16 protein-coding genes are annotated in these 20,815 nt (G+C 72.0%); all 16 read right to left on the bottom strand.

All coding sequences use genetic code 11. The annotated features are described in order from the left end of the window. Nucleotides 1-10: 10 nt before the first annotated feature. The 16 genes from ACZ5PB_RS13475 to asnB all read right to left on the bottom strand — a co-directional run bounded on the left by ACZ5PB_RS13475 (nt 11) and on the right by asnB (nt 20,813). Nucleotides 11-1,348 (bottom strand): glutamate-1-semialdehyde 2,1-aminomutase, encoded by a 1,338-nt coding sequence (locus tag ACZ5PB_RS13475; protein ID WP_468690646.1) that lies wholly within the window; start codon nt 1,346-1,348, stop codon nt 11-13. 7 nt (nt 1,349-1,355) lie between these two features. Continuing rightward, nucleotides 1,356-1,907, bottom strand: a complete 552-nt coding sequence (gene rfbC, locus ACZ5PB_RS13470; RefSeq protein ID WP_468690644.1) for a dTDP-4-dehydrorhamnose 3,5-epimerase — start codon at nt 1,905-1,907, stop codon at nt 1,356-1,358. Beyond that, complete coding sequence (locus ACZ5PB_RS13465; protein ID WP_468690642.1) at nt 1,904-3,163, bottom strand: polysaccharide pyruvyl transferase family protein; 1,260 nt, start codon at nt 3,161-3,163, stop codon at nt 1,904-1,906. Before ACZ5PB_RS13465 ends, rfbC begins: the two co-directional genes overlap by 4 nt. Further along, nucleotides 3,160-4,107: a glycosyltransferase family 2 protein gene (locus ACZ5PB_RS13460; protein WP_468690640.1), complete on the bottom strand. Its 948-nt coding sequence runs from the start codon at nt 4,105-4,107 to the stop codon at nt 3,160-3,162. Before ACZ5PB_RS13460 ends, ACZ5PB_RS13465 begins: the two co-directional genes overlap by 4 nt. 7 nt (nt 4,108-4,114) lie before the next feature. Beyond that, nucleotides 4,115-5,404: a hypothetical protein gene (locus ACZ5PB_RS13455; RefSeq protein ID WP_468690639.1), complete on the bottom strand. Its 1,290-nt coding sequence runs from the start codon at nt 5,402-5,404 to the stop codon at nt 4,115-4,117. Then, entirely contained in the window at nt 5,401-6,684 is a 1,284-nt protein-coding gene (locus ACZ5PB_RS13450; protein WP_468690638.1) for a DUF4910 domain-containing protein, read from the bottom strand. The genes ACZ5PB_RS13455 and ACZ5PB_RS13450 overlap by 4 nt, the downstream gene beginning before the upstream one ends. Further along, on the bottom strand, nt 6,672-7,697 hold the full coding sequence (locus ACZ5PB_RS13445; RefSeq protein WP_468690636.1) for an NAD-dependent epimerase/dehydratase family protein: 1,026 nt from the start codon (nt 7,695-7,697) through the stop codon (nt 6,672-6,674). Before ACZ5PB_RS13445 ends, ACZ5PB_RS13450 begins: the two co-directional genes overlap by 13 nt. A gap of 3 nt (nt 7,698-7,700) precedes the next feature. Beyond that, nucleotides 7,701-8,351: a PIG-L deacetylase family protein gene (locus tag ACZ5PB_RS13440; RefSeq protein ID WP_468690634.1), complete on the bottom strand. Its 651-nt coding sequence runs from the start codon at nt 8,349-8,351 to the stop codon at nt 7,701-7,703. Beyond that, a complete protein-coding gene (locus tag ACZ5PB_RS13435) occupies nt 8,348-9,142 on the bottom strand; it encodes a sugar phosphate nucleotidyltransferase (protein WP_468690632.1) in 795 nt (264 codons plus the stop codon). Before ACZ5PB_RS13435 ends, ACZ5PB_RS13440 begins: the two co-directional genes overlap by 4 nt. Beyond that, the gene (locus ACZ5PB_RS13430; RefSeq protein ID WP_468690631.1) at nt 9,139-10,374 is read right to left on the bottom strand and encodes a class I SAM-dependent methyltransferase; all 1,236 of its coding nucleotides are present in this window, start codon (nt 10,372-10,374) and stop codon (nt 9,139-9,141) included. Before ACZ5PB_RS13430 ends, ACZ5PB_RS13435 begins: the two co-directional genes overlap by 4 nt. After that, nucleotides 10,371-11,678 (bottom strand): glycosyltransferase, encoded by a 1,308-nt coding sequence (locus ACZ5PB_RS13425; RefSeq protein ID WP_468690629.1) that lies wholly within the window; start codon nt 11,676-11,678, stop codon nt 10,371-10,373. The genes ACZ5PB_RS13430 and ACZ5PB_RS13425 overlap by 4 nt, the downstream gene beginning before the upstream one ends. Nucleotides 11,679-11,681: 3 nt before the next feature. After that, complete coding sequence (locus ACZ5PB_RS13420) at nt 11,682-12,956, bottom strand: O-antigen ligase domain-containing protein (protein WP_468690890.1); 1,275 nt, start codon at nt 12,954-12,956, stop codon at nt 11,682-11,684. Between the two features lie 58 nt (nt 12,957-13,014). Beyond that, nucleotides 13,015-14,565 (bottom strand): right-handed parallel beta-helix repeat-containing protein, encoded by a 1,551-nt coding sequence (locus tag ACZ5PB_RS13415; protein ID WP_468690627.1) that lies wholly within the window; start codon nt 14,563-14,565, stop codon nt 13,015-13,017. 50 nt (nt 14,566-14,615) lie between these two features. Continuing rightward, the gene (locus ACZ5PB_RS13410) at nt 14,616-16,616 is read right to left on the bottom strand and encodes an alginate lyase family protein (RefSeq protein ID WP_468690888.1); all 2,001 of its coding nucleotides are present in this window, start codon (nt 16,614-16,616) and stop codon (nt 14,616-14,618) included. Continuing rightward, nucleotides 16,616-18,814 carry a bi-domain-containing oxidoreductase gene (locus ACZ5PB_RS13405; RefSeq protein ID WP_468690626.1) on the bottom strand — a complete coding sequence of 733 codons (2,199 nt, stop codon included), beginning with the start codon at nt 18,812-18,814 and terminating at the stop codon, nt 16,616-16,618. Before ACZ5PB_RS13405 ends, ACZ5PB_RS13410 begins: the two co-directional genes overlap by 1 nt. A 64-nt stretch (nt 18,815-18,878) precedes the next feature. Beyond that, nucleotides 18,879-20,813, bottom strand: coding sequence for an asparagine synthase (glutamine-hydrolyzing) (gene asnB, locus ACZ5PB_RS13400; protein WP_468690625.1), 1,935 nt, complete (start codon nt 20,811-20,813; stop codon nt 18,879-18,881). Nucleotides 20,814-20,815 lie beyond the last annotated feature (2 nt).

The following is a 20,815-nucleotide window of genomic DNA, read 5'->3' as shown; positions in this document are numbered from 1 at the left end:
CCGCCCCTCCTCACACCAACCGCCGGAACACCGGCTTCACCGGCCGCCCGCCCATCCACGGCGCGGGATCACCGGCGTCCAGCGCCTTGCGGTACACCGCACACGCCTGCGCCACCGCGTCGACGGTGCGCTCGATGTCGGTACCGCTCAGCGCACTGCTCACCACGAACGACGGCGCCAGCACCCCGCCCGCGAGGAGCTGCCGCAGGAACAGGGTGCGGTACTCCTGCGACGGCTGCCCGTTCACGTCCAGGGTGGCGAAGACCAGATTGCTGGCCCGGCCCCGTACGACGATGTGCTCACCGATCCCCGCGTCCGCCGCCGCGGCCCGGACACCGGACGCCAGCCGCTCGCCCAGCGAGTGGAGCCGTGCGGTGATGCCCTCCTCGGTGTAGGTGCTCTGCACCGCCATCGCCGCCGCCAGCGAGTGGGTCTCCGCGCCGTGCGTGGTGGACAACAGGAACACCCGGTCGCCGGAGTGCCGCAGCCCGCCGAACTCCATGAGCTCGCGGCGCCCGGCCAGCGCGGAGACGGCGAACCCGTTGCCCAGCGCCTTGCCGAAGGTGGAGAGGTCGGGCACGACGCCGTACAGGCCCTGGGCGCCCGCCTCGGACCAGCGCAGACCGGTGATCATCTCGTCGAAGACCAGCACGCAGCCGTGCCGGTCGGCCAGCTCGCGCAGACCGCCGAGGTACCCGGCCGGGGGTTCGGTGTGCCCGGCGGGCTCCAGGATCAGGCAGGCCACCTCGCCCTCGTACCGGGCGAGCAGTTCCTCGGTGGCGGCCAGGTCCCCGTACGGGAACGCCACCGTGAGCTCGGTGGTCGAGTCAGGGATCCCGGCGGACATCGGCGTCGTACCGATGAACCAGTCGTCGACGGAGAAGAACGGGTGGTCGCCGCAGATCGCCACCCGGGGCCGCCCGGTGGCGGCGCGGGCGAGACGCACCGCGGCGGTGGTGACGTCGGAGCCGTTCTTCGCGAACTTGACCATCTCGGCGGTCGGCACCGTGGCCAGGAAGCGCTCCGCGGCCTCGACCTCCACGATCGACGGCCGGACGAAGTTGCTGCCCCGGCCGAGCTGGCGGCGGACCGCCTCGACCACCCGGGGGTGGGCGTGGCCGAGGCTGACCGACCGCAGCCCGGACCCGTACTCGATGTAGCGGTTGCCGTCGACGTCCCAGACGTGGGCGCCGAGGCCGTGGCTGATGACCGGGGCCAGGTTCTCGGGGTACTGGTCGTCGCCCTTGGCGTACGTGTGCGCGCCCCCGGGGACCATGGCGTGCAGCCGCTCGTTGGCGTGCCGCGACCGGGGCAGCGGGAACTCCCCTTGCTCCGCACTCTTCTCCACGCTGACTTCAGCTCTCCTTCTTCTTCAGGGCTTCCGCGAGGCTCGGTGCCTCCCGGTCCCGCCGGGACATCGACACCGCCGGCAGCGGCCACGGAATGTCCAGCTCCGGGTCGTCGAAGGCGATCGTCACGTCCTCGGCCGGATCGTGCGGGCGGTCGATCCGGTACGAGGTGTCGGCGGTCTCGGTGAGCGCCTGGAAGCCGTGCGCGCACCCCGCCGGGATGTACAGGGTCCTCTGCGTCTCGTCGGACAGCTCGAAGAAGGCCCGGCCCAGGTACGTCGGCGACTGCGGCCGCAGGTCCACGACCACGTCGAAGATCCGCCCGTACGAACACCGCACCAGCTTCGCCTCCCCGGCCCCCGACCGCAGGTGCATCCCGCGCAGCACGCCCCGGGCCGAGCGGGAGACGCTGTCCTGGACGAAGGCGTACGGGTCGAGCCCCACCGAGCGGACCACATCGGCGTCGAACGTGCGGCAGAAGAAGCCGCGTTCGTCGGCGTACGGCGTCGGCTCGAAGAGGTACGCGCCGTCGATCTCCGGTACTTCGGTGGCCTTCACGGTGTCTCCCGCTGTGCTCGGTCCGGTTCGGCCGCGGGGAACACGGCCTTGGTCAAGTCGGCGAACTGGTCCCGGAGTTGACGGTCGACGTCGAGGTTCCGTTCGCCGAGGGTGCGGCGTAGGTCCGGCGCGTTCTTCTCCAGCGCCCGGAACTGTTCCAGCAGCCGGTCGGCGTCGACCTCGCGGGCCGGGTGGCAGTAGGCGCCCAGACCCATCCGGTCCAGGAGCGCGTCGCTCTTCGCCGCATAGCTGAGCGCGAGCGTCGGTACGCCGACCTTCAGCGCGCAGACCAGGTTGTGGTAACGGGTGGCCACCACGGTGTCGGCCACCGCCATCTCCGCCATCAGGTCGGCCAGCGAGCTTGTTTCTGCGGCGGTGACCAGGGGCGAGTCCACCGCGTCGAGGATCGCGGCGACCACCGGCGCGTCGCACGCGTCCCCGGTGAGCAGCCGGACCGCCCTGCCCTCCTCGGCCAGCGTACGCACGAAGCGGGTCGTCCCTTCGAGGTAACGGCGGTGGATCTCCTCGGCCCTGGCGCGGTCGTCGTTGCCGCCGTGAAAGGCCATGACGCCTACGCAGACCCGGCCCTCGGGGTCCGGGGGAGTGCCCACGGGCGGCGTCGGCGTCGGCGTCGGCAGCGCGAACGCGAGGTCCGGGTACACCCCGTCCCGTCCGGTCCGCACCCCCGTCGCCCGCATCGCCGCACGCGACGGGGCGTCCCGGTACGACCGGTAGGCGGCCAGCCGCGCCGACCAGCGCACCAGCGCCCGGGTCGCCCGGTCGCCGATCGGGGCCGCCCCGACCCCCACCAGCGCGACGCGCGCACCGAACAGCCGGCCGCTCGCACAGAGCAGGAACAGCGAGTACGGGAACCCCCAGGGCCGCAGCGGCAGCGTGGCCTCCAGGACCCCCATGCCCGGCACGATCACCACATCGTGCCGCCGCACCCAGGCGGCGGTGCGCACCACGTCGACGAGCTTGCCCAGACCCTTGCCCGCGACCGCGCCCGCCCGCGACGCCGTCCGGTACTCACCCCGGTACCAGTGCAGCCGCGTCGCCCGGATCCCGTACCGGGACGCGACGACCTCGGGACCGCCGCACAGCGCGTCCACCACCGCATCCGGGTGCTCGGCGCGGAGGTAGCCGAGCACCGCTTCGAGGGAGCCGTCGTTGCCGAGGTTCCCCGAGCCGAGCAGGCCGAACACCCCGACATGCAAAGGCCTTTGGCGTACGGCAGCGCTGGGTGTGGACGTCACGCCCGCCGCCCTTCGCGGCCCGCGACGAGGTCGTCCACCGAGACGGCCAGCAGCGCCGGATCGACCGGCGCGCGGTCCTCGACCCGCTCGCCCGCCCCGGGCCTGGCCCGGCTGGCCATCCACGCGGCGAGGTGGCGGTAGCACGCGAGCCGGTCGGCCGAGGAGAGCGGCGCCCGCCGGATCGCCGAGACGAAGCCCGCGACGTACTCGGCGAGCAGCCGGGGCGTCGGATGCAGCAGCCCCGCCCTGCGCGGGTCCAGGTTGACGCACCGGGAGCGCAGCGAAGGGTTCGCCCGCTCGGCGCGGGTGGGGTGGTCGCGGCGGAAATACAGGAGCTCAGGCACCTGGTGGAAGGGCCCGTGCAGACCGATCTCCGCGACGAACGTACGGTCCGCGTGGTGGTAGCTGTCGTGCGGCTTCACCCGGCGCAGCACGTCCGCCCGCATCACCCCGTAGAAGTCGTCGCCACCGGGCTCGAAGAGCATGCTGCGGAAGCGCTCGGGGGCACGCGGCGAGTCGGTGGCCAGGGTGTACTCGTACGGGACCTTCACCTGGCCGTGCTCGTCGATCACCGCCTGGTCGGCGTGCGCGAGGATCACCTCGGGGTGTTCGTCCAGTGCCTCGACGCAGGAGCGCAGCAGGTCGCGGGCGTACAGGTCGTCGTGCGAGGCCCACTTGAACAGTTCGCCCCGGCACTGGGTGAACACGTAGTTGTGGTTCGGCGCGGCACCGATGTTGCGGGTCAGCCGGAGGTAGCGGATGCGCGGGTCCTTCTCGGCGTACCGGCGGCAGATGTCCTGCGTCCCGTCGGTCGAGGCGTTGTCCGAGACGACCAGCTCGAAGTCCTCGTAGGTCTGGCCGAGCAGGGCGTCGAACGATTCGGCGAGGTACTCCTCGCCGTTGTAGACGGGCAGGCCGATGCTCAGCCGGGGAATGGCGGTCATGACGTCCTCACTTCACGGATGGGGGTGTGGGGTGGCGCAGGGCGGCGCGCAGTTGCAGCCACCAGAGCGCCGAACTGCTCAGCGTCGCGGCGGCGACGCCCCAGGCGGAGCCGACCGTGCCGCCCAGGGCCGCCCCGCCGAGGCCGCCGCCCACGTAGGCGGCGGAGGCGAACAGCTGGCAGCGCAGGCTGCGCCGGGCGGCGGCCAGGGCGCGCAGCCCGGCCGCCGCACCGGTGCCCAGGCCCGCGCCCGCGACGCCGAGCACGGCGGGCACGATGAGTTGTGACGCGGCGGGCCAGACACCGCCGAGCACCAGCTCGCCGAGCCGGTCGGGCATCAGCAGCAGCGCACCGCCCCAGAGCAGCGCGGCACCGGCCTGCCCGCCGCCGAGCAGCGCGCAGAACCTGCCCAGCCGGTGCGGTGACTGCCGCAGCACCCGTGCGGCTTCCGCGACGGTGACCAGCGACAGGCCCATCAGGACGGCGAGGAACGGGCCGAGCAGCAGCTCCGAGCCCCGGACCGCACCCACCGCGCCGACCCCGGCGATCGCGCCGAGCCCGTACGCCCGCAGCTGGCTCGCACCGCTGAGGCTGACGTTCTCGGCCAAGTACCGCAGCCCGAGGTCGCGTTGCTCGCGCAGCCAGCCGAGCGCCCGGCCCGGCCGGGGCCGGATCCCGGACTGGAAGCAGCCGTAGAGCGCCGCCAGCGCGGCCGACGCCCCCCAGGCGAGCACGAAGGCCGCCACACTGCCCACGCGGGCCGCCACGACCATCGCCGGGATCAGCGCGACGCCCCACACCAGGTCGTTGACGAACGCCTTGCGCCCGGCGCCCGCGGCGAAGAACGCGAACCGCCAGGCGTCCTGGAGCAGCAGCCCCGGCAGTACGACGCCCAGCCAGACGAACGCGGGCCCCACCGGGCCCCCGACGGCCAGCCCGACCAGCAGGCACAGGGCGCCGAGCGCGATGCCGACACCCAGCGCGGCCCCCGACGAGCGGCCCGCCGCCGCGCGCCACGACGCCTGCGGCGCCCCGCTGAAGCGCACCACGAGCGGGTCGGTGGCCAGCCCGCGCGCGACGTTGAGCACCACGCCATAGGTCAGCCAGGCCAGGCTGAACACACCGAACGCGGTCAGCCCCAGCGAGCGCGCCACATAGATGCCCACCGCGAAGTTGGTCAGGCTGGAGGCCGCCTGGTCGGCCAGCCCCCAGGACAGCCGCCCGGCCATGGCCCGCCTGCCGGACCCCTCCCGTGCCGGTGGCGTCGCCTTCTCCTCCTCGGTGGACATCGGCTTCATGCCTTGATCAGCCCGGCACCGTGCAGGGCGTCCGCCGCGGCGGCGACGGTCTCGAACGGCAGCGCCGCCCGCTCGGCCACGTCCAGCAGGCTCGGCTCGCCGTCGGACATGCTGAGCACCCAGAGCATGGCCAGCTGCGCCTGCTGCGCGTCACTGCGTCCGCCGAGCGACTCGTACAGCCCGCGCCGCCCCAACTGCGGTTCCCCGTAAGGGCTGAGGTTGACGTACCGCCGGTTGCGGTCGAGCACGCCGAACGCCTCGCGGCAGACGGACAGCGTGTCCTCCATCGCCTGGGGGGAGACGAAGTCCGGGTTGTCCGCCGAGGTGTGGTACTCCGGATAACCGGCGTACGGGGTCCGGCTGAGCGAGCCCACCCCGAGGTCGAACCCGGGGGAGCAGTACTGCCGCTCGTCATAGCCGTACGGACTGAACTCGGCGATGCGGTGCGGGCGTTGAGAGCCTTCCAGTACGTGCCGCAGCACCCGGTCGATCTCCGCGTCGCCGCGCCTGCTCTGCTTGTACGTCAGCTGCCCCCGGTCACCGGCACACGCCAGCACCAGCCCGTGCTTCACCTGCTCGATCCGCTCCCGGTTGCGCGCCAGCCAGGTGATCGCCCCGATCGTCCCGGGGGCGTAGATGAACCGGTAGGTGTAGTACGGGGTTTCCCGCGCCAGCGCGCGCGCCAGGAACGTCGCCACCGCGATGCCGGCCAGGTTGTCGTTGGCCAGCGACGGATGGCAGACGTGACAGGAGACGATCACCTCGTCCGGGACCTGCCCCGGCACCACGTGCTCGGCGTAGGTGAGATGACCGTCGGCGAGCGTGGAGTCGACGCGCACCTCGTACTCGCCGTCCGGCAGCGAGTCCAGGGTCTCCTGGGACAGGCAGAACCCCCACTCCGGCTTGTAGTAACTGGTGCGGTACGGAACCCAGTTCGGGTGCTCCGGCAGCGTGTGCAGATGCGCGCGCAGCTCGGACAGCGGCATGGTCCGGGCCACCGGCGCGCTGTAGCCGAGCACGTGCAGGCTGGACGCGGCGAAGTCGATCACCCGGTTTCCCGAGGCGTCGGCGACGTACGCGTCCCGGATGTTCCACTCCTGCGGCACCGTCCAGTCCAGCACCTGCGTACCCGTGGGCACCTCGTGGACCTGGAGGGGTACGTACTCGCCGACGATGTCCAGGGTGGCGCGCACCCCGTCGCCGGTGATGCTCCGGCACAGCGGGTACAGCCGCTCCACCAGGGCGTGCATCTCCTCGCCCGCCGAGGTCATCGGCGCCACCGCAGGGTGTCGTCGACGGTGCCCGCCTCGGACGCCGCGCGCAGCACCGCCAGGCGGGTGAACCGCTGCTCGAAGTCCTCCCGGGTCAGGCCGAACTCGCGGTAGGCGTCGGCGAGTTCGAGGGCGCCCTGCTTCACCGTCCACTCGCAGTCGAAGCCCGGGATCGCGCTGCGGAACCGGGAGAAGTCCACCCGGTACGACCGGGGGTCGGCACCGTTCTCCCCGGTGATCACCACCTTGGCGCCGGACACCGCCTCGGCGACCTTCTCGGCGATCTCGGCGACGGTGACGTTGTTGATCTCGCTGCCGATGTTGAACGCCCGGTCGTGCACCGCGTCCCGGGGCGCGTCCAGCGCGGCCGTGAAGGCCCGGGCGATGTCGGCGGCGTGCACCAGCGGGCGCCAGGGAGTGCCGTCGGACAGCACGAGGACCTCGCCGGACAGCAGGGCGTGGCCCACCAGGTTGTTCAGCACGATGTCGGCGCGCAGCCTGGGGGAGTAGCCGAAGGCGGTCGCGTTGCGCATGTACACCGGGGTGAAGTCGCCGTCCGCCAGCGCGTGCAGGTCGTCCTCCACCCGCACCTTGGACTCCGCGTAGGGCGTCACCGGGCGCAGCGGGGCGTCCTCGGCGACCAGGCCGCCGCCCCCGGCAGCCCCGTACACCGAGCAGGTGGACGCGTACAGGAACCGCCGCACCCCGGCGTCCTTGGCCAGCCGGGCAAGGCGCACCGACGCGTGGTGGTTGATGTCGTAGGTGAGGTCGGGGGCGAGGGAGCCCAGCGGGTCGTTGGACAGCGCGGCCAGATGGATCACGGCGTCCACCCCGGCCACGTGCTCCGCCGTGACGTCGCGCAGGTCCACCCGGTGCCCCGCCGGGTCCGAGGGCGGCGGGCCCAGTACGGAGTCGGCGAACAGGCCGGAGTCGAGGCCGACGACCTCGTGCCCGGCGGCGGCGAGGACCGGGGCCATCACGGTGCCCAGGTAGCCCTGGTGTCCCGTCAGAAGTACGCGCACTTTTCAGTCCCCCAGATTGAGCGTGAGTTTGGTGACGGCGAACGCCTCGGCGTAGCGCGCGTGGCATTCGATACCGCGGATCCGGGCGAGGCCGAGGAAGGCCTCCCGGTCGTACCAGGGACGGTGCCGCTGCGAGGGATAGTGCTCCTGCAGCAGCCGTACCTTCTCTTCGGCGATCTCCGGGGACAGCGGCTGGTACGCGCCCATCCGGCCGAGGTCGCCGTCCCACTTGACGATCTCGTAGCCCAGCACGAGGTGGTCGCGGAACGCGGTGGGAACCAGCTGCGCCAGGCCCCGGTGGTCCTGGTGCGCGTCGTCGGTGCGCGGCGCGAGCACGAGGTCCGGCTCCGTCCGCCCGCGCAGCTCCTCGACGGCGGCCTTGGCCTCCTCCCACTGCGCGGGCAGCCGGCCGTCCGCCAGCTTGAGCACGGTCAGCCGCAGATCGGCGGCCGGGCAGAAGGCGGCGAGCGCGGCCTGTTCCTCCTGCTCACGTGCACTGCCCCCACCGGTGAGGACGAGCGCGTCGACCCGGATTCCCGGCCGCGCCCGGCACAGCGTCAGCAGGGTGCCACCCGCCCCGATGGCGAGGTCGTCGCAGTGCGCGCCCACCGCGACCACGCTCGCCGGCCGTCGTCCGGCCCCGAGCCGGATCACGCGCCCACCCGCATGCCGTCGCGCTCCCACACGGCCCACGGGCGCTCGCCCCGGGTGTACGCGTCGTCGAGCGCGGCCCGCTCCTTCACGGTGTCCGTCGGCTTCCAGAAGCCGCGGTGCTGATGTGCCACCAGCCGCCCCTGCTTGGCCAGTTGACCGCAGCCGTCGGCGACCAGGTCCCCGTTCTCCGGTATGTGGTCGAAGACCTCCTGGCGGAGCACGAAGTAACCGCCGTTCTCCCACAGCGGCATGTCGCTCACCGCCGTGATGCCGCCCACCAGGCCGTCCTCGCCCAGCTCCACGCAGTGGAACGACGACTGCGGCGGCACCACCATCATCGACGCCCCGGCGTCGCGCGCCGCGAACCTGTCGATCATTTCGGGCAGCGGGGCGTCGGTGAGCACGTCCGCGTAGTTGGCGAGGAACATCTCGTCGCCGTCCAGGTGGTGGCGCACCCGGCGCAGCCGCTCACCGATCGGCGACTCGATGCCCGTCTGCGCGAACGTGATCGTCCAGTCGGCGATGTCCGTGGACAGCAGCTCGGTCCTTCCGCCCCGCAGGACGAAGTCGTTGGACGTGGTCTCCTCGTAATTCAGGAAGAAGTTCTTGATGTGGTGCGCCCCGTACCCCAGGCACAGGATGAACTCGGTGTGCCCGAAGTGCGCGTAGTAGCGCATGACGTGCCAGATCAGCGGTCGCGGGCCGACCATCGCCATCGGCTTGGGCACGTCGTCGGCGGTGCCGTTGCGCATCCGCATCCCGTAACCGCCGCAGAACAGTACGACCTTCATGAGGAGACCTCGACAATGCTCAGTTCCGGAATGGGGAAGACCAGCCGGCCGCCCCAGGAGTGGATGAACGAAAGCTGCTCGATCAGCTCGTCCCGCAGGTTCCAGGGCAGCACCAGTACGTAGTCGGGCTTGTCCGCGGAGATCTGCTCGGGCGGCAGGATCGGGATGCGGCTGCCCGGGGTGAACCTGCCGTGCTTGTACGGGTTGCGGTCGACCGTGTACGGGAGCAGGTCGGGCCGGATCCCGCAGTGGTTGAGCAGCGTGTTGCCCTTGCCGGGGGCCCCGTACCCGACGACGGTCTCGCCGCGCTCGGCGGCCTCGACGAGGAACCGCAGCAGGTCCCGGCGCACCTTGGCCACCCGGGCGGAGAACTCCGTGTACCCGGACAGCTCCTGGAGCCCGGCCGCCTTCTCCCGGTCGAGCACCTCCGCCACCCGGCGGCTCGGCTCGCCCGCCACCTCCGCGGGCCGCGCCCACAGCCGGATGGAACCGCCGTGCGTGGGCAGCAGCTCGACGTCCACCAGGGCGAGCCCGCCGCTGGCCAGCGCCCGGATCGCGGAGGCGACCGTGTAGTACTGGAAGTGCTCGTGGTAGATCGTGTCGTACTGGTTCTCCTCGATCAGCGTCAGCAGGTGCTGCACCTCGATGGAGACCCAGCCGTCGTCCGCGACCAGGGCGCGCAGCCCCCGGGTGAACCCGATCACGTCCGGGATGTGCGCGTACACGTTGTTCGCCACGACCAGGTCCGCCGGGCCGTGCTCGGCGCGGACGGCACTGCCGGTGGCCGGGTCCAGGAACGCGGTGAGCGTGGGCACCCCCGCCTCCCGCGCGGCGGCACCGACGTTCACCGACGGCTCGATGCCCAGGCAGCGGATCCCCCGGTCACCCACGTGCTTCAGCAGGTACCCGTCGTTGCTGGCGACCTCGACCACGAACGACCCGGTGCCGAGACCGAGGCGCGCCGCCGCACCGTCGACGAAGGTGCGCGCGTGCTCCACCCACGAGGTGGAGTAGGAGGAGAAGTACGCGTACTGGGTGAACGTCTCCTCCGGGGTGATCAGCGGAGGTATCTGCGCGAGCCAGCACTCCGTGCAGACCCGCAGGTGCAGCGGGTACGTCTGCTCCGGCTGGTCCACCTGTTCCGCCGTGAGAAAGCTCTCGCACGGCGGGGTCGCCCCCAGGTCGACGACGCTCCCCATCGCCGCCGAGCCGCAGAGTCGGCATCGAGTCATCTTCTTCCCCCATCCCTGCCCGCGCGGGTGCCCCGTCGCGAGCCAGTGGTTCCGTTTGCTGTTCCGTTTCCCGTGCCTGTGCCTGTTCCTGCCGGCGGCGCACCTTCCCCGCCGCCCGCCCGGCCCGCGATCGCGGACCGGTACCCCTCCACCAGGCGCTCCAGACCGACGGCAGGGCTGAACCCCTGCTCGTAACGGTGCCGGGCAGCCAGACCCATCTCCCGGGCGCGCTCGGGCCCCGCCGTGATCCGGCGGATGCGGTCCGCGAGCGAGGCGGGATCGTCCGGCTCGTGCAGCAGACCGGTCACCCCGTCCTCGACGAGTTCCACGAACGCGCCGTGCCCCGCCGCGACCGCAGGGACCCCGGCCGCCATCGCCTCCGCGACGACCAGCCCGAACGTCTCCAGAGCCATCGAGGGAGCCACCACGGCGACCGACCGCGCGACCGCCTGCCTGCACTGGTCCGGGTCGTACAGACCGACGTACCGCACGTCGTTGCGGCCCGCCGCCCAGGCGGTCACCTCCCGCTCCATCGGCCCCGCGCCTGCCAGCACCAGCGGCACCCCCACACCGCCGTCCGCCGCGAGCGCGTCCCACGCGGTCATCAGCAGCCGCACCCCCTTGGACTCCGTGAGCCGGCCGAGGAACAGCAGGTGCTCACCGTCGCCCGTCCTGCGGACCCCCGGATCGGGGACGAAGTTGTGCTTCACCGCCAGCCGCTCCGCGGGCATGCCGGAACGCACCAGGATGTCGCGCTGCGCCTGCGAGATGCAGAAGAACCGCTCCACCCCGGACCACCAACGCCGCCGGTTGATCGCGAGGTTGACCGCGAGCGGCACCGTCGCCAGCCGGGAGTTCCGGTAGCAGCCGTGCCGGACGGCGGGCAGCGACACCGTGGTGCCGACGCACTCGGTGCACAGCCGGCCCTCCCGGTGCAGCGTGCCCGGCGGGCAGACCTGGGTGTAGTTGTGCAGTGTGGCCACGGCCGGCACGCCGGCGTCGGCGCAGGCCGCCAGCACTGCGGGCGACAGCAGCGGGAACACGTTGTGGATGTGCACCACATCGGGCCGCTCGGCACGCAGCCGGCCGGCCAACTCTCCCCGTACCGCCGGATTCCACGGCACCAGGAGCGGCACCGCGACCTTGCCCGGCAGGGACCGGGCGGCGATGTCGTCGCTGCGCCGCTCGAACAGCTCGACCCGGTGGCCGCCCGCGCGCAGCAGCTCCACCTCCTGGTCGACGACCCGGTTCTCCCCGCTCGGCTGCGCCGAGGAGTAGCGGTTGTGCACCACGATGACGTGCATGGTTCAGCTCACCTTCGGCTTCCGGGCCCAGTGCGGGACACGTCGTCGCCCGGCGGCGGACACCGGGAGCGGTGCGGCCGGGGAGGATACGGGGAACGGCGCGGCCGGGGCGGGCACGGCCAGCAGCGAGGCGGCCAGCGCCAGATGCAGCAGATACGCGGATGCGTCGCCCAGACCGGCCTCGGTGTACGACGACATCGCGACGTAGACGATCAGGAAGATCGCGCAGGCCCTCGGCAGCGACGGCGGCCGCAGCAGCGCGACACCGCCCAGCACCACGAAGATCCCCACCACGATCGCGGTGCCGGCCAGCCCCTGCTCGGAGTAGACGGCCAGCCAGCTGTTGTCGATCGGCAGCCCGCCGTACGACTTGTCGCCCAGGCCCGTGCCGAACATCTCCTCAAGGCCCGAGCGGGGCGCCGACAGCAGGGCGTCCCAGACCTTCGCCCGGCCCGTGAGGCTGGTGAAGTACTCCTGGGACTGCCCGCGCAGGAACCACGCCTGCAACGCGGACGCGAACCCCACCGCGGCCACCGTCGCGCACACCACCGCCCAGGTGAAGAACCGGCGGGCCGCCGCACTGGTCATCAGCAGCGAGCCGATCGCCAGCACCAGCGCCACCAGCAGCCCGATCGTCGCCGTACGGGTGTGGCTCAGCGCGAGCAGGGCCAGTGAGGGCACGATGATCAGCGCCGCGCTCGCCCCCGTCGTCCGCCGGCCCAGCAGCAACAGCACGGTCAGCCCGACGATCACCGCCGCGTACTGCCCGATCTGCGGCGGCGTGAGCGGCCACAACGCGCCGACCAGGCGCCCCCCGTACAGCTCGGGCATGGCCGCGCCCGGGGAGATGACCAGCCCGAGGGCGGCCGACCCGAGCACCACGAAGTACATCCGGATGTGGGTCCTGACGAACGTCAGGCTGCCGTCCCACCAGCGGCTGAGCAGCCACAGCGTGGTGACGAACAGCGCCAGCCTGCCGCACCGGAACAGCGCGCCGAACCCGGAGTCCAGGTCCGCGCTGGAGAGCACGCTCGGCACCAGCAGCAGCGTCAGCAGCAGCAGGAAGGCACTCGCCCGGATCCGCAGCCGCAGATTGACCGCGAGCGCCAGCGCGAACGCGGCCACCAGCGAGCCCATGGTGACCATCTGGATCAGCGAGCGGGGGATCGGGAAGATGGTCTGCGCCCCGGCGGAGCCCAGCACGTTGAGGCCCAGCAGCGCCCAGGCCACCTGGACGGTCCTTGGCGCGGGGGCGTGGTGCGCCTCGGCGCCGGGCAGCTCCCGCGTCGTGTCCCGCGCTCCGGGCAGCCCGCCGTACGACAGGTGCGCGCTCACCTCAACCACCGGCCCGTGCGGTGAAACTGCTGCCCTTGTCCTGCCCGTACGGCGCCCCCTGCCACTTGCCGGACTCCAGCTTCTGGTCGGGGTCGTCGGCGACGAAGCTCCACGGACCGGCGTAGACGTTGTCGTGCCAGCGGTTGGCCTGCTTGTGCAGCAGGTCCTGGGACACCTTCTTGGCCTTGTACGGGGACCAGTCGGGATAGGTGCCGTAGTTGGACAGCACCGCCATCAGGCCGCACTCCGCCCTGCACTTCACGACGGACTTGTCCAGTACGAAGCGGTTGTCGTGGATGTCCACCCGCTGGGTCTTCCACCGGCAGTCGGAGTAGAGCGGCGGGGAGGCGATCGCGGGCTGTGCACAGCGCTTGGTGTCCTTCACCAGCAGCGTGCAGTACCCGGTCGAGGTGTTGGCGGGGCTGTTGCAGAACCGGTTGGAGTTCTCCCACAGAGTGATCCCGTTCCAGTTGTTCTCCAGCACGTTCCGGTAGATCTCGATCCTGTCCGTACGGGCCTTGATGCGTGGTTCGCCGCCCGCCTCGGAGATGTAGACCGTCGCGTACGGGAAGTTGTCGCCGCGCTCCGCCAGTTCGCGGCTGTCGACCCAGTTGTTCCGCAGGATCGTGTTGTTGCGGATGATCGTGTTGTAGCTGGTCTCGTACATCAGGGCGGCGCCGTCGTTGGCTTCCAGGACGTTGTTCTCGAAGAGGAAGTCGTTGTTGTTGTTGTCCGCCCACAGGCCGGTGCCCCGGTTGTCGTGCACCCAGTTGCCCCTGATGTCGGCGCCGTTGACGGCCCAGAACTTGATGCCGCCGGTGCAGCCGCAGCCCGGCTTCTTCTTCTCCCAGTCGCCGGTGTTGTTGCCCACGACCTCGTTGCCCTCCACCACCAGGCCCCGGATGGAGTCGCCTTTCTTGTACGCGTTCATCCCGTACTGCCCGTTGTCGCGCAGGCAGTTGGCGCGGACCTGCTGGCGGGCGCCCGCCATCATCCCGGCGCCCGAGTTCTTCTGGATGGTCGAGTGCTCGATCACCCATCCGTCGGACGAGGAGTTGTTGACCACGCCCTCGTCGTGCGGCGCGATGAAACCCTGCACCGTCAGGTGCCCGATGGTGACGCCGGTGGCCTCACCGCCGAACGCGTACTGGTTGACCCGGCGGCCGTCGAGCACCGCGCCCGGCGCGCCGAGATAGCGGTTGCCCTTCTTGGGGATGACCTGCGCGTACTGCTCCGGCACCAGCCTGTGCGTCCCGGGCCGGAGCCAGAACGTGGTGTTCGCGGGGCTGCTGTTGGTCTTCGCGGCGAGGTCCCCGACCACCGAGGGGTCGACCGTCACCGCGCCCGCGGGCGCCGTCGCCGGTCCCGGCGCGGGCTTGGCGCACACTCTGGCCACGGGCAGGGCGGAACCGCCCGACGCCGACGGAGCGCCGGACGGCTTCCCGCTCGGGTTTCCCGGGGTGTCCGGCGTGCCCGTACAGCCGGTCGCCGCCAGCAGGACCAGCACCAGCGGTGCCGCCGGTGCTGCCCAGTGCCGCCACTTGTTCCCCACGCTTTCCCCCCTCGTCCCTCGTCGTTGCTTTGTTGCTTGTCGCTCGTCGTCTAGTCGCTGAACCTGAGTACGGTCGTGAACCCGCCCGAACCGTCGGCGAATCCGGTGCCGACCAGGGTGGTGGCGGGCTCCTTGCGCCCGAAGCCGGGGGAGTACCAGCCCAGCGGGGGATCGCTCTCGCCCCGGTGCGCCCGCCAGCGCAGCTGACCGGGCAGGTCGAGCACCGCGGTGCGGTCCTCGCCGTCCTTGGACCAGGTGAGCACCGCCCAGTTCCCCACCAGGTCCGCGGAGATCGCCGGACCGAGGTGGAACGCCAGCCGCACCGCCCCGCCCGCGCCGCGCACCTCGTCGACCACCCGCAACTCCTTTGCTGCGGTGGCCAGTTCGACCCTTCGGCGGTGCACAGAGCGCCGGTACCCGGTGTGCTCGGCGCACCAGCGGAGCACCCCCGCACCCGACGTGCCGGGAACCAGCACCCGGCTGCGGGCGTGCCGGGTCCACAGGAACGGGCCGCCGGAACCGGACTGGTCGGCGCCGCCGAGCTCAAGGGTGTTGTGGCCCAGCGTGGAGCGGAAGTACCGCCGCCACTCTGGCTGCCCGTGGTAGCAGTACGTACCCGGGTCGGCGAGCACGTCGACCCCGTCGTGCCGCACCTCCACCGACAGCGCGTCCGCGTGGGCGTGCGCGGCGATCGACAGGAACCCGTGCGGACCGCCGTCGCAGCGGCACCAGATTCCCCCGGGACCGCGCAGGACGGTCATCCCCGCGTCGGCGAAGTGGACGGGCCGGCTCGCGGGGCGGGCAACGGGGCGGGCCACGACGGGTGCGGATGCGGCTGCCGTCGCCGTCGCGCGCCCGGTCGCCGTCACGCCGTACGGCCTGACGAGCGAGGCGAGCAGCGGGGTGCGCACATCGGACGCGGTCACCTCCGGCCACCAGTCGAGCCGCCCGAACACGGCGTCCCCGGTGGCCAGCAGCGAGGCCCAGCGGTCGGTGCCCGTACCGTCCACGACCAGCCCGTGCCCGTCGTCCGCGTCCCCCTGGCGCGGCGGCCGCAGCCCGTCGTCCACGACGGCCGCGAGCGCGTCGGTCATCCGCAGCAGCACCAGCCGGACCGTGTCGGGGACCGGTACCTCGGCGGCGTCCGCCTCGGCCACCGCCGCCAGGCCGAGTTCCAGGACGAGCCCGTGGTACTCGGTGGCCAGCTCGCGGTTGAGGCCCGAGGGGAAGGTGTTGCTCCGCAGGTGCCGCTCCAGCGACCGCAGCGCGTCCGCGCGCCAGCGCTCCGAGGCGGGGAACCAGCCGAACGCGCAGGCCGCCGCGAACTGCCCGGCCGCCTCCGCGATGATGTGGTTGTTCGCCGACGAACCCCGGCTGGGGAAGGCGGCCAGCCAGCGCTGGTGGTGCCAGATCTGGTTGCGGGCCACCGGGTTGTCCTCGAACAGGGCGGCCGCGCCTGACCAGCCGTCGAGCAGCCTGCGTAGCCACACCCAGGACAGCAGCCGGATGCCCAGCTCGATGCCGCTGATCCAGTGCACCCCGCGCAGCGGCGCGTTGGCCGACCACCACAGCTTCAGGTGCTCGGCCACCCGCTCGGCGTACCGCTCGTGCCCGGTGAGCGCGTACGCGGCGGCGAGCACGGTGAGGTACTGGTGCCGGGACAGCTCCCAGATCTGCTTGATGTCCCCCACGGCTTCCTCGCTGCGGTACGGCAGGTCGAACGCGTAGCCCCACGGCGCCCGGCGCCCGGTCTTCGGGTCGTACCACCAGTCCGGGTCGGTCAGGTCGTCGCGGACCACGCCGAAGTACTCGACGTGCCCCGCCATCAGCCGGTCCGCCTCGGCGACCAGCCGCTTCGCGGCGTCCGGCGGCACCGCGTCGAGCGTCCCTGCGGGCAGTACGGCCGTGAACCGGGCGCCCGTCACCTCGGGGCAGTCGGGCACCGAGGACCGCCACCGCCGCCTGCGCACCACGTCGCTCACCCGGCCGCCGACCTCGCGGGGCCCCATCCGGGACAGCCGGCGCAGGTACCAGCCCGCGCTCGTCACCATCACGTCGTCGCCAGGGTCACCGGCGCACCACCGGCCAGCGAGGTCTGCACCGCGAGGGTGGCCGCCGTGGTGGCGACCAGCGACTCCAGCGGCACCGGCATGGGCCCGCCGGTCCGTACGGCCCTGATGAACGCGGCCAGTTCGGCGTTCTGCCCCTTGTCCCTGGCCTTGGGCAGCCGGGAGCTCACCCACCGCTTCGACCCGTGCACCGAGGAGCGGACGAAGTCGTCCAGCCGCAGCACCTTGCCGTCCCCGACGAGGTCGAGGGTCTCCTTGGGGAAGCTGGACGCGCCGTTGGTGACGTAGCTGAGGGTGGCGGTGGACCCGTCCGGGTAGCGCAGCACGACCGTCAGGTCGTCGTTGCCGGGCGCGGCGACCGCGTACACCGAGACGGGGTCGGCATCCAGCAGCCAGCTCGCCGTGTCGACGAAGTGCCCGCCCTCACCGGCGAAACGCGAGCCCTCGGTGCCCTGGCGGAGGTACCAACTGCCCTGCTGGAGCGTGCCCGCGTTGATCAGGTAGCGCAGGTTCGCCGGACCGGTCCGCGCGCCGAACCGCTGCTTCGCCTCCTGGAGCAGCGGTGCGAACCGACGGTTGAAGCCCACCTGGAGCCGGTCGTTGCCGGACTCCTCGACGGTGTCGAGCACACCGGCCAGCTCCTCCTGGGAGAGGGCCAGGGGCTTCTCCACGAAGACCGCCTTGCCCGCGAGGAGCGCCTTGCGGGTCAGCTCGGCGTGCGAGCTGTGCCGGGTGACGACGAACACCGCGTCGACCGACTTGTCGCCGAGCACCGCGTCCAGATCGGTGGTCGCCTCCTCGAAGCCGAACTTCCGCTTCGCGTTGGCCGCGGACAGCGCGGTCGTCGTGACGACCGTCGACAGCTCGACGCCGTCGCGCCCGACCAGATGCGGCAGGAGCATCGACGTGGCGTAGTTCCCGGCGCCGACGAACGCCAGCCGGACCGGGGTCTTCGCGGCCCCGGCAGGGGCGGGCGCAGTGCCGGTGCGGCGTACGGAAGGCACAGCCACCGTCGGAGCCTGAACCTCCGTCTCCATATCCGTATCCGCGTGGGCCTGCGCCGGGTACTCGAACAGCACGGCCACGGCCTTCAGTTCGCCGTCCTTCAGACGCCGGTACGTCTCGACCGCGTCGTCGAAGTCGGCCACGTGCGTCACCAGCGGCGCCACGTCGACGCTGCCCCTGGCCACCAGGTCCAGGAAGCACGCCAGGTTGCGGCGCTCCGTCCAGCGCACGTAGCCGATCGGGTAGTCCCGCCCGTCGAGCTCGTACTCCGGGTCGTAACGCCCGGGACCGTAGCTCCGGGAGAACCGGACGTCGAGCTCCTTCTCGTAGTACGCGTTCCACGGCAGGTCCAGACGGCACTTGCCGATGTCGACGACCCGGCCCCGGTCCCGGCTCAGCCGGGCGGCCAGCTCGACGGGCTGGTTGGTGGCGCCGCCGGCCGCCAGGTACACCTGGTCCACGCCGTGCCCGCCGGTGAGTTCGGCGACGGCCGCCTCCACGGCCGGGGACCCGGGATCACCGCAGGCCGCCGCGCCCAGCCGGACGGCGAGCTCGCAGCGCACCGGGTCGGGGTCGGCGCCGACGACGCGCACCCCCGAGGCGGTCAGCAGCTGTGCCACCAGCTGCCCGATCAGCCCGAGCCCGATCACCAGCGCCACCTCGCCGAGCTGCGGTTCGCCCTGGCGGACGCCCTGCATGGCGATCGACCCGACCGTGCCGAAGGCCGCGTGCTGCGGCGCGAGACCCTCCGGTACCGGCGCGTACAGGTTCTTCGGCACCCAGTTCAGCTCGGCGTGCAGCGCGTGCTCGTTGCCCGCGCAGGCCACCACGTCGCCGACCTTCACGTCGTCGATCCCGGCACCGACCTGCTCGACCACCCCGCACAGCGAGTAGCCCAGCGGAGTGTACGAGTCCAGCTTGCCCATCACCTTGCGGTACGTGGCGGGCAGCCCGTTGGCGGCCACGCTCTGCACCACCTTGGCCACCTGGTCCGGCCGCGAGCGGGCCTTGCCCAGCATCGACATGCCGGCCTCGGACACCTTCATGAGCTCGGTCCCGGTGGATATCAGCGAGTACGAGGTACGGACCAGCACACCGCCCGGCTTGCACCCCGGCTCCGGAACGTCGAGCACCGCCAGCTCGCCGCTCTTGTAGTTCTGCACAACCTGTTTCACGCAAGTCCCCTAGTTCCTGAGCCTGTTGCCGAGCCTGTTACCGCGCTTGTTCCCGAGCCGTTCACTACGCCGCCGAGCGCGTGCCGCCGGAGGAACCGGACACCGCGTCCCGGTACCAGTACTCCAGCGTCAGCACGTGCCACAGGTGCTTGGAGAAGTCCCGCTGCCCGGCGGCGTCCTCGGCGACCATCCGCGCCAGCGCGTCGCGCCGCAGGAAGCCGGACCGTACGAGCACCCCGTCGTTGACCACCTCGCGCACCAGCGGCGCCAGGTCCCGGCTCATCCAGGCCCGCAGCGGCGCGCTGAACAGGCCCTTGGGCCGGTACACGATCTCCTTGGGCAGGATCGTGGCGGCGGCCTCCTTGAGGACGGCCTTGCCCTGCCGGCCCGCGATCTTGCGACTCCCCGGGAAGGCGAACGCCGCCTTCACCACCTCGACGTCCACGTACGGCACCCGCACCTCGGTCGAGGCGGCCATGCTGGAACGGTCCGTGTAGGCGAGGTTGAGGCCGGGCAGGAACATCCGCGCGTCGCCCAGGCACATGCGGTTGACGAAGTCGTCCAGGTCGTTGTCCTCGTAGACGTCCGCGTGCTCGGTCAGTACGTCGTCGACGGTCCCGGCCAGATCCGGGTTGATGAGCGCGAGCAGCTCCTCCTGGTCGTACATCGTGTAGCTGCGCCGGAACGCGGTCTCCTCCGGCAGGTCGGCGAAGGACAGGAACCGCTTCGCGAACCGCACCGACCGGTACCCCCGCTTGGCGGTGGCCACCGGCAGCCGGTCCACGACCCCCGACACCCCGCGCCGCACCGGTCGCGGGACGCGCTGGTAGCGCAGCGCGATGAGGTTGGCCAGGTGCTTGCGGTACCCGGCGAACAGCTCGTCCGCACCCATCCCCGACAGCATCACCTTCACCCCGGCCTCCCGGGCGGCCTCGCAGATCAGGAAGGTGTTGATCGCGGCGGGGTCACCGATCGGCTCGTCCAGGCTGTACGTCATCCGGGGCAGCATGTCGAGCACGTCCGGGGCGATCTCGATCTCGTGCAGATCGACCCCGAACCGCGCCGCCACCTGCCGGGCGTACCGCAGATCGTCCGGCATCGCCTCGAACTTGGCGTCCTGGGGCCGGAAGCCGATCGTGTACGCGGAGATCCCCGGCCGGTCGCGGGCGGCGAGGGCGGTCAGATAACTGGAGTCCAGACCGCCGGAGAGGAACGTCGCCACCGGTACGTCCGAGAGCAGATGACGCCGCGTCGACTCCTCCACCACGGCGGCGAGGTCCGGGAGTTCACCGCTGCGGGCGCGGTCCTGGCCCTCGGCGGCGACGTCCTTGAGGTTCCAGTACCGGCCGCTCTCCGTCCGGCCGTCCGGCCGCAGCCGCAGCCAGCTCCCCGGCGGCAGCTTCTCCGCGTCGCGGAACGCGCACCGTGAATCGGGCACCCAGTAGTAGAGGAGCGAGGCCACCAGCGCCGCGTGGTCCACCTCCAGCGATCCGCCGGTCGCGGCGGTGAGCGCCTTGAGCTCGGATGCGAACACCAGGCCTCCGCCGCGCCGCATCAGGAACAGCGGCTTGATGCCCAACTGGTCCCGGGCGAGCACCAGTTCACCGGTGCGCTCGTCGAAGACCCCGAACGCGAACATGCCGCGCAGCCGGGGCAGGCAGTCGGTGCCCCAGCGCCGCCAGGCCTCCAGGAGGACCTCGGTGTCGGAGGTGCCGCGGAACCGCACCCCGGCCGCTTCCAGTTCGGTGCGCAGCTCGGGCGCGTTGTAGAGCTCACCGTTGTACGTGAGGGCCAGACCGTCCGAGACCATCGGCTGGGCGCCGGTCCCCGTCAGGTCGATGATCGCCAACCGGCGGTGCCCCAGGTGCACTTCGCCGTCACCCGCGCTGTGTCCGTAACGGCCGGAGCCGTCCGGGCCGCGGTGCGCGAGGGTTTCGGTGAGCCGGTCGGTCACGGCCTTCCCGTCCGGCCAGCGGTACGTGCCTGCGATGCCACACATGT

This window comes from Streptomyces sp. NPDC032721 (assembly GCF_055579625.1).
This window is presented reverse-complemented; position numbering and strand designations above follow the sequence as displayed.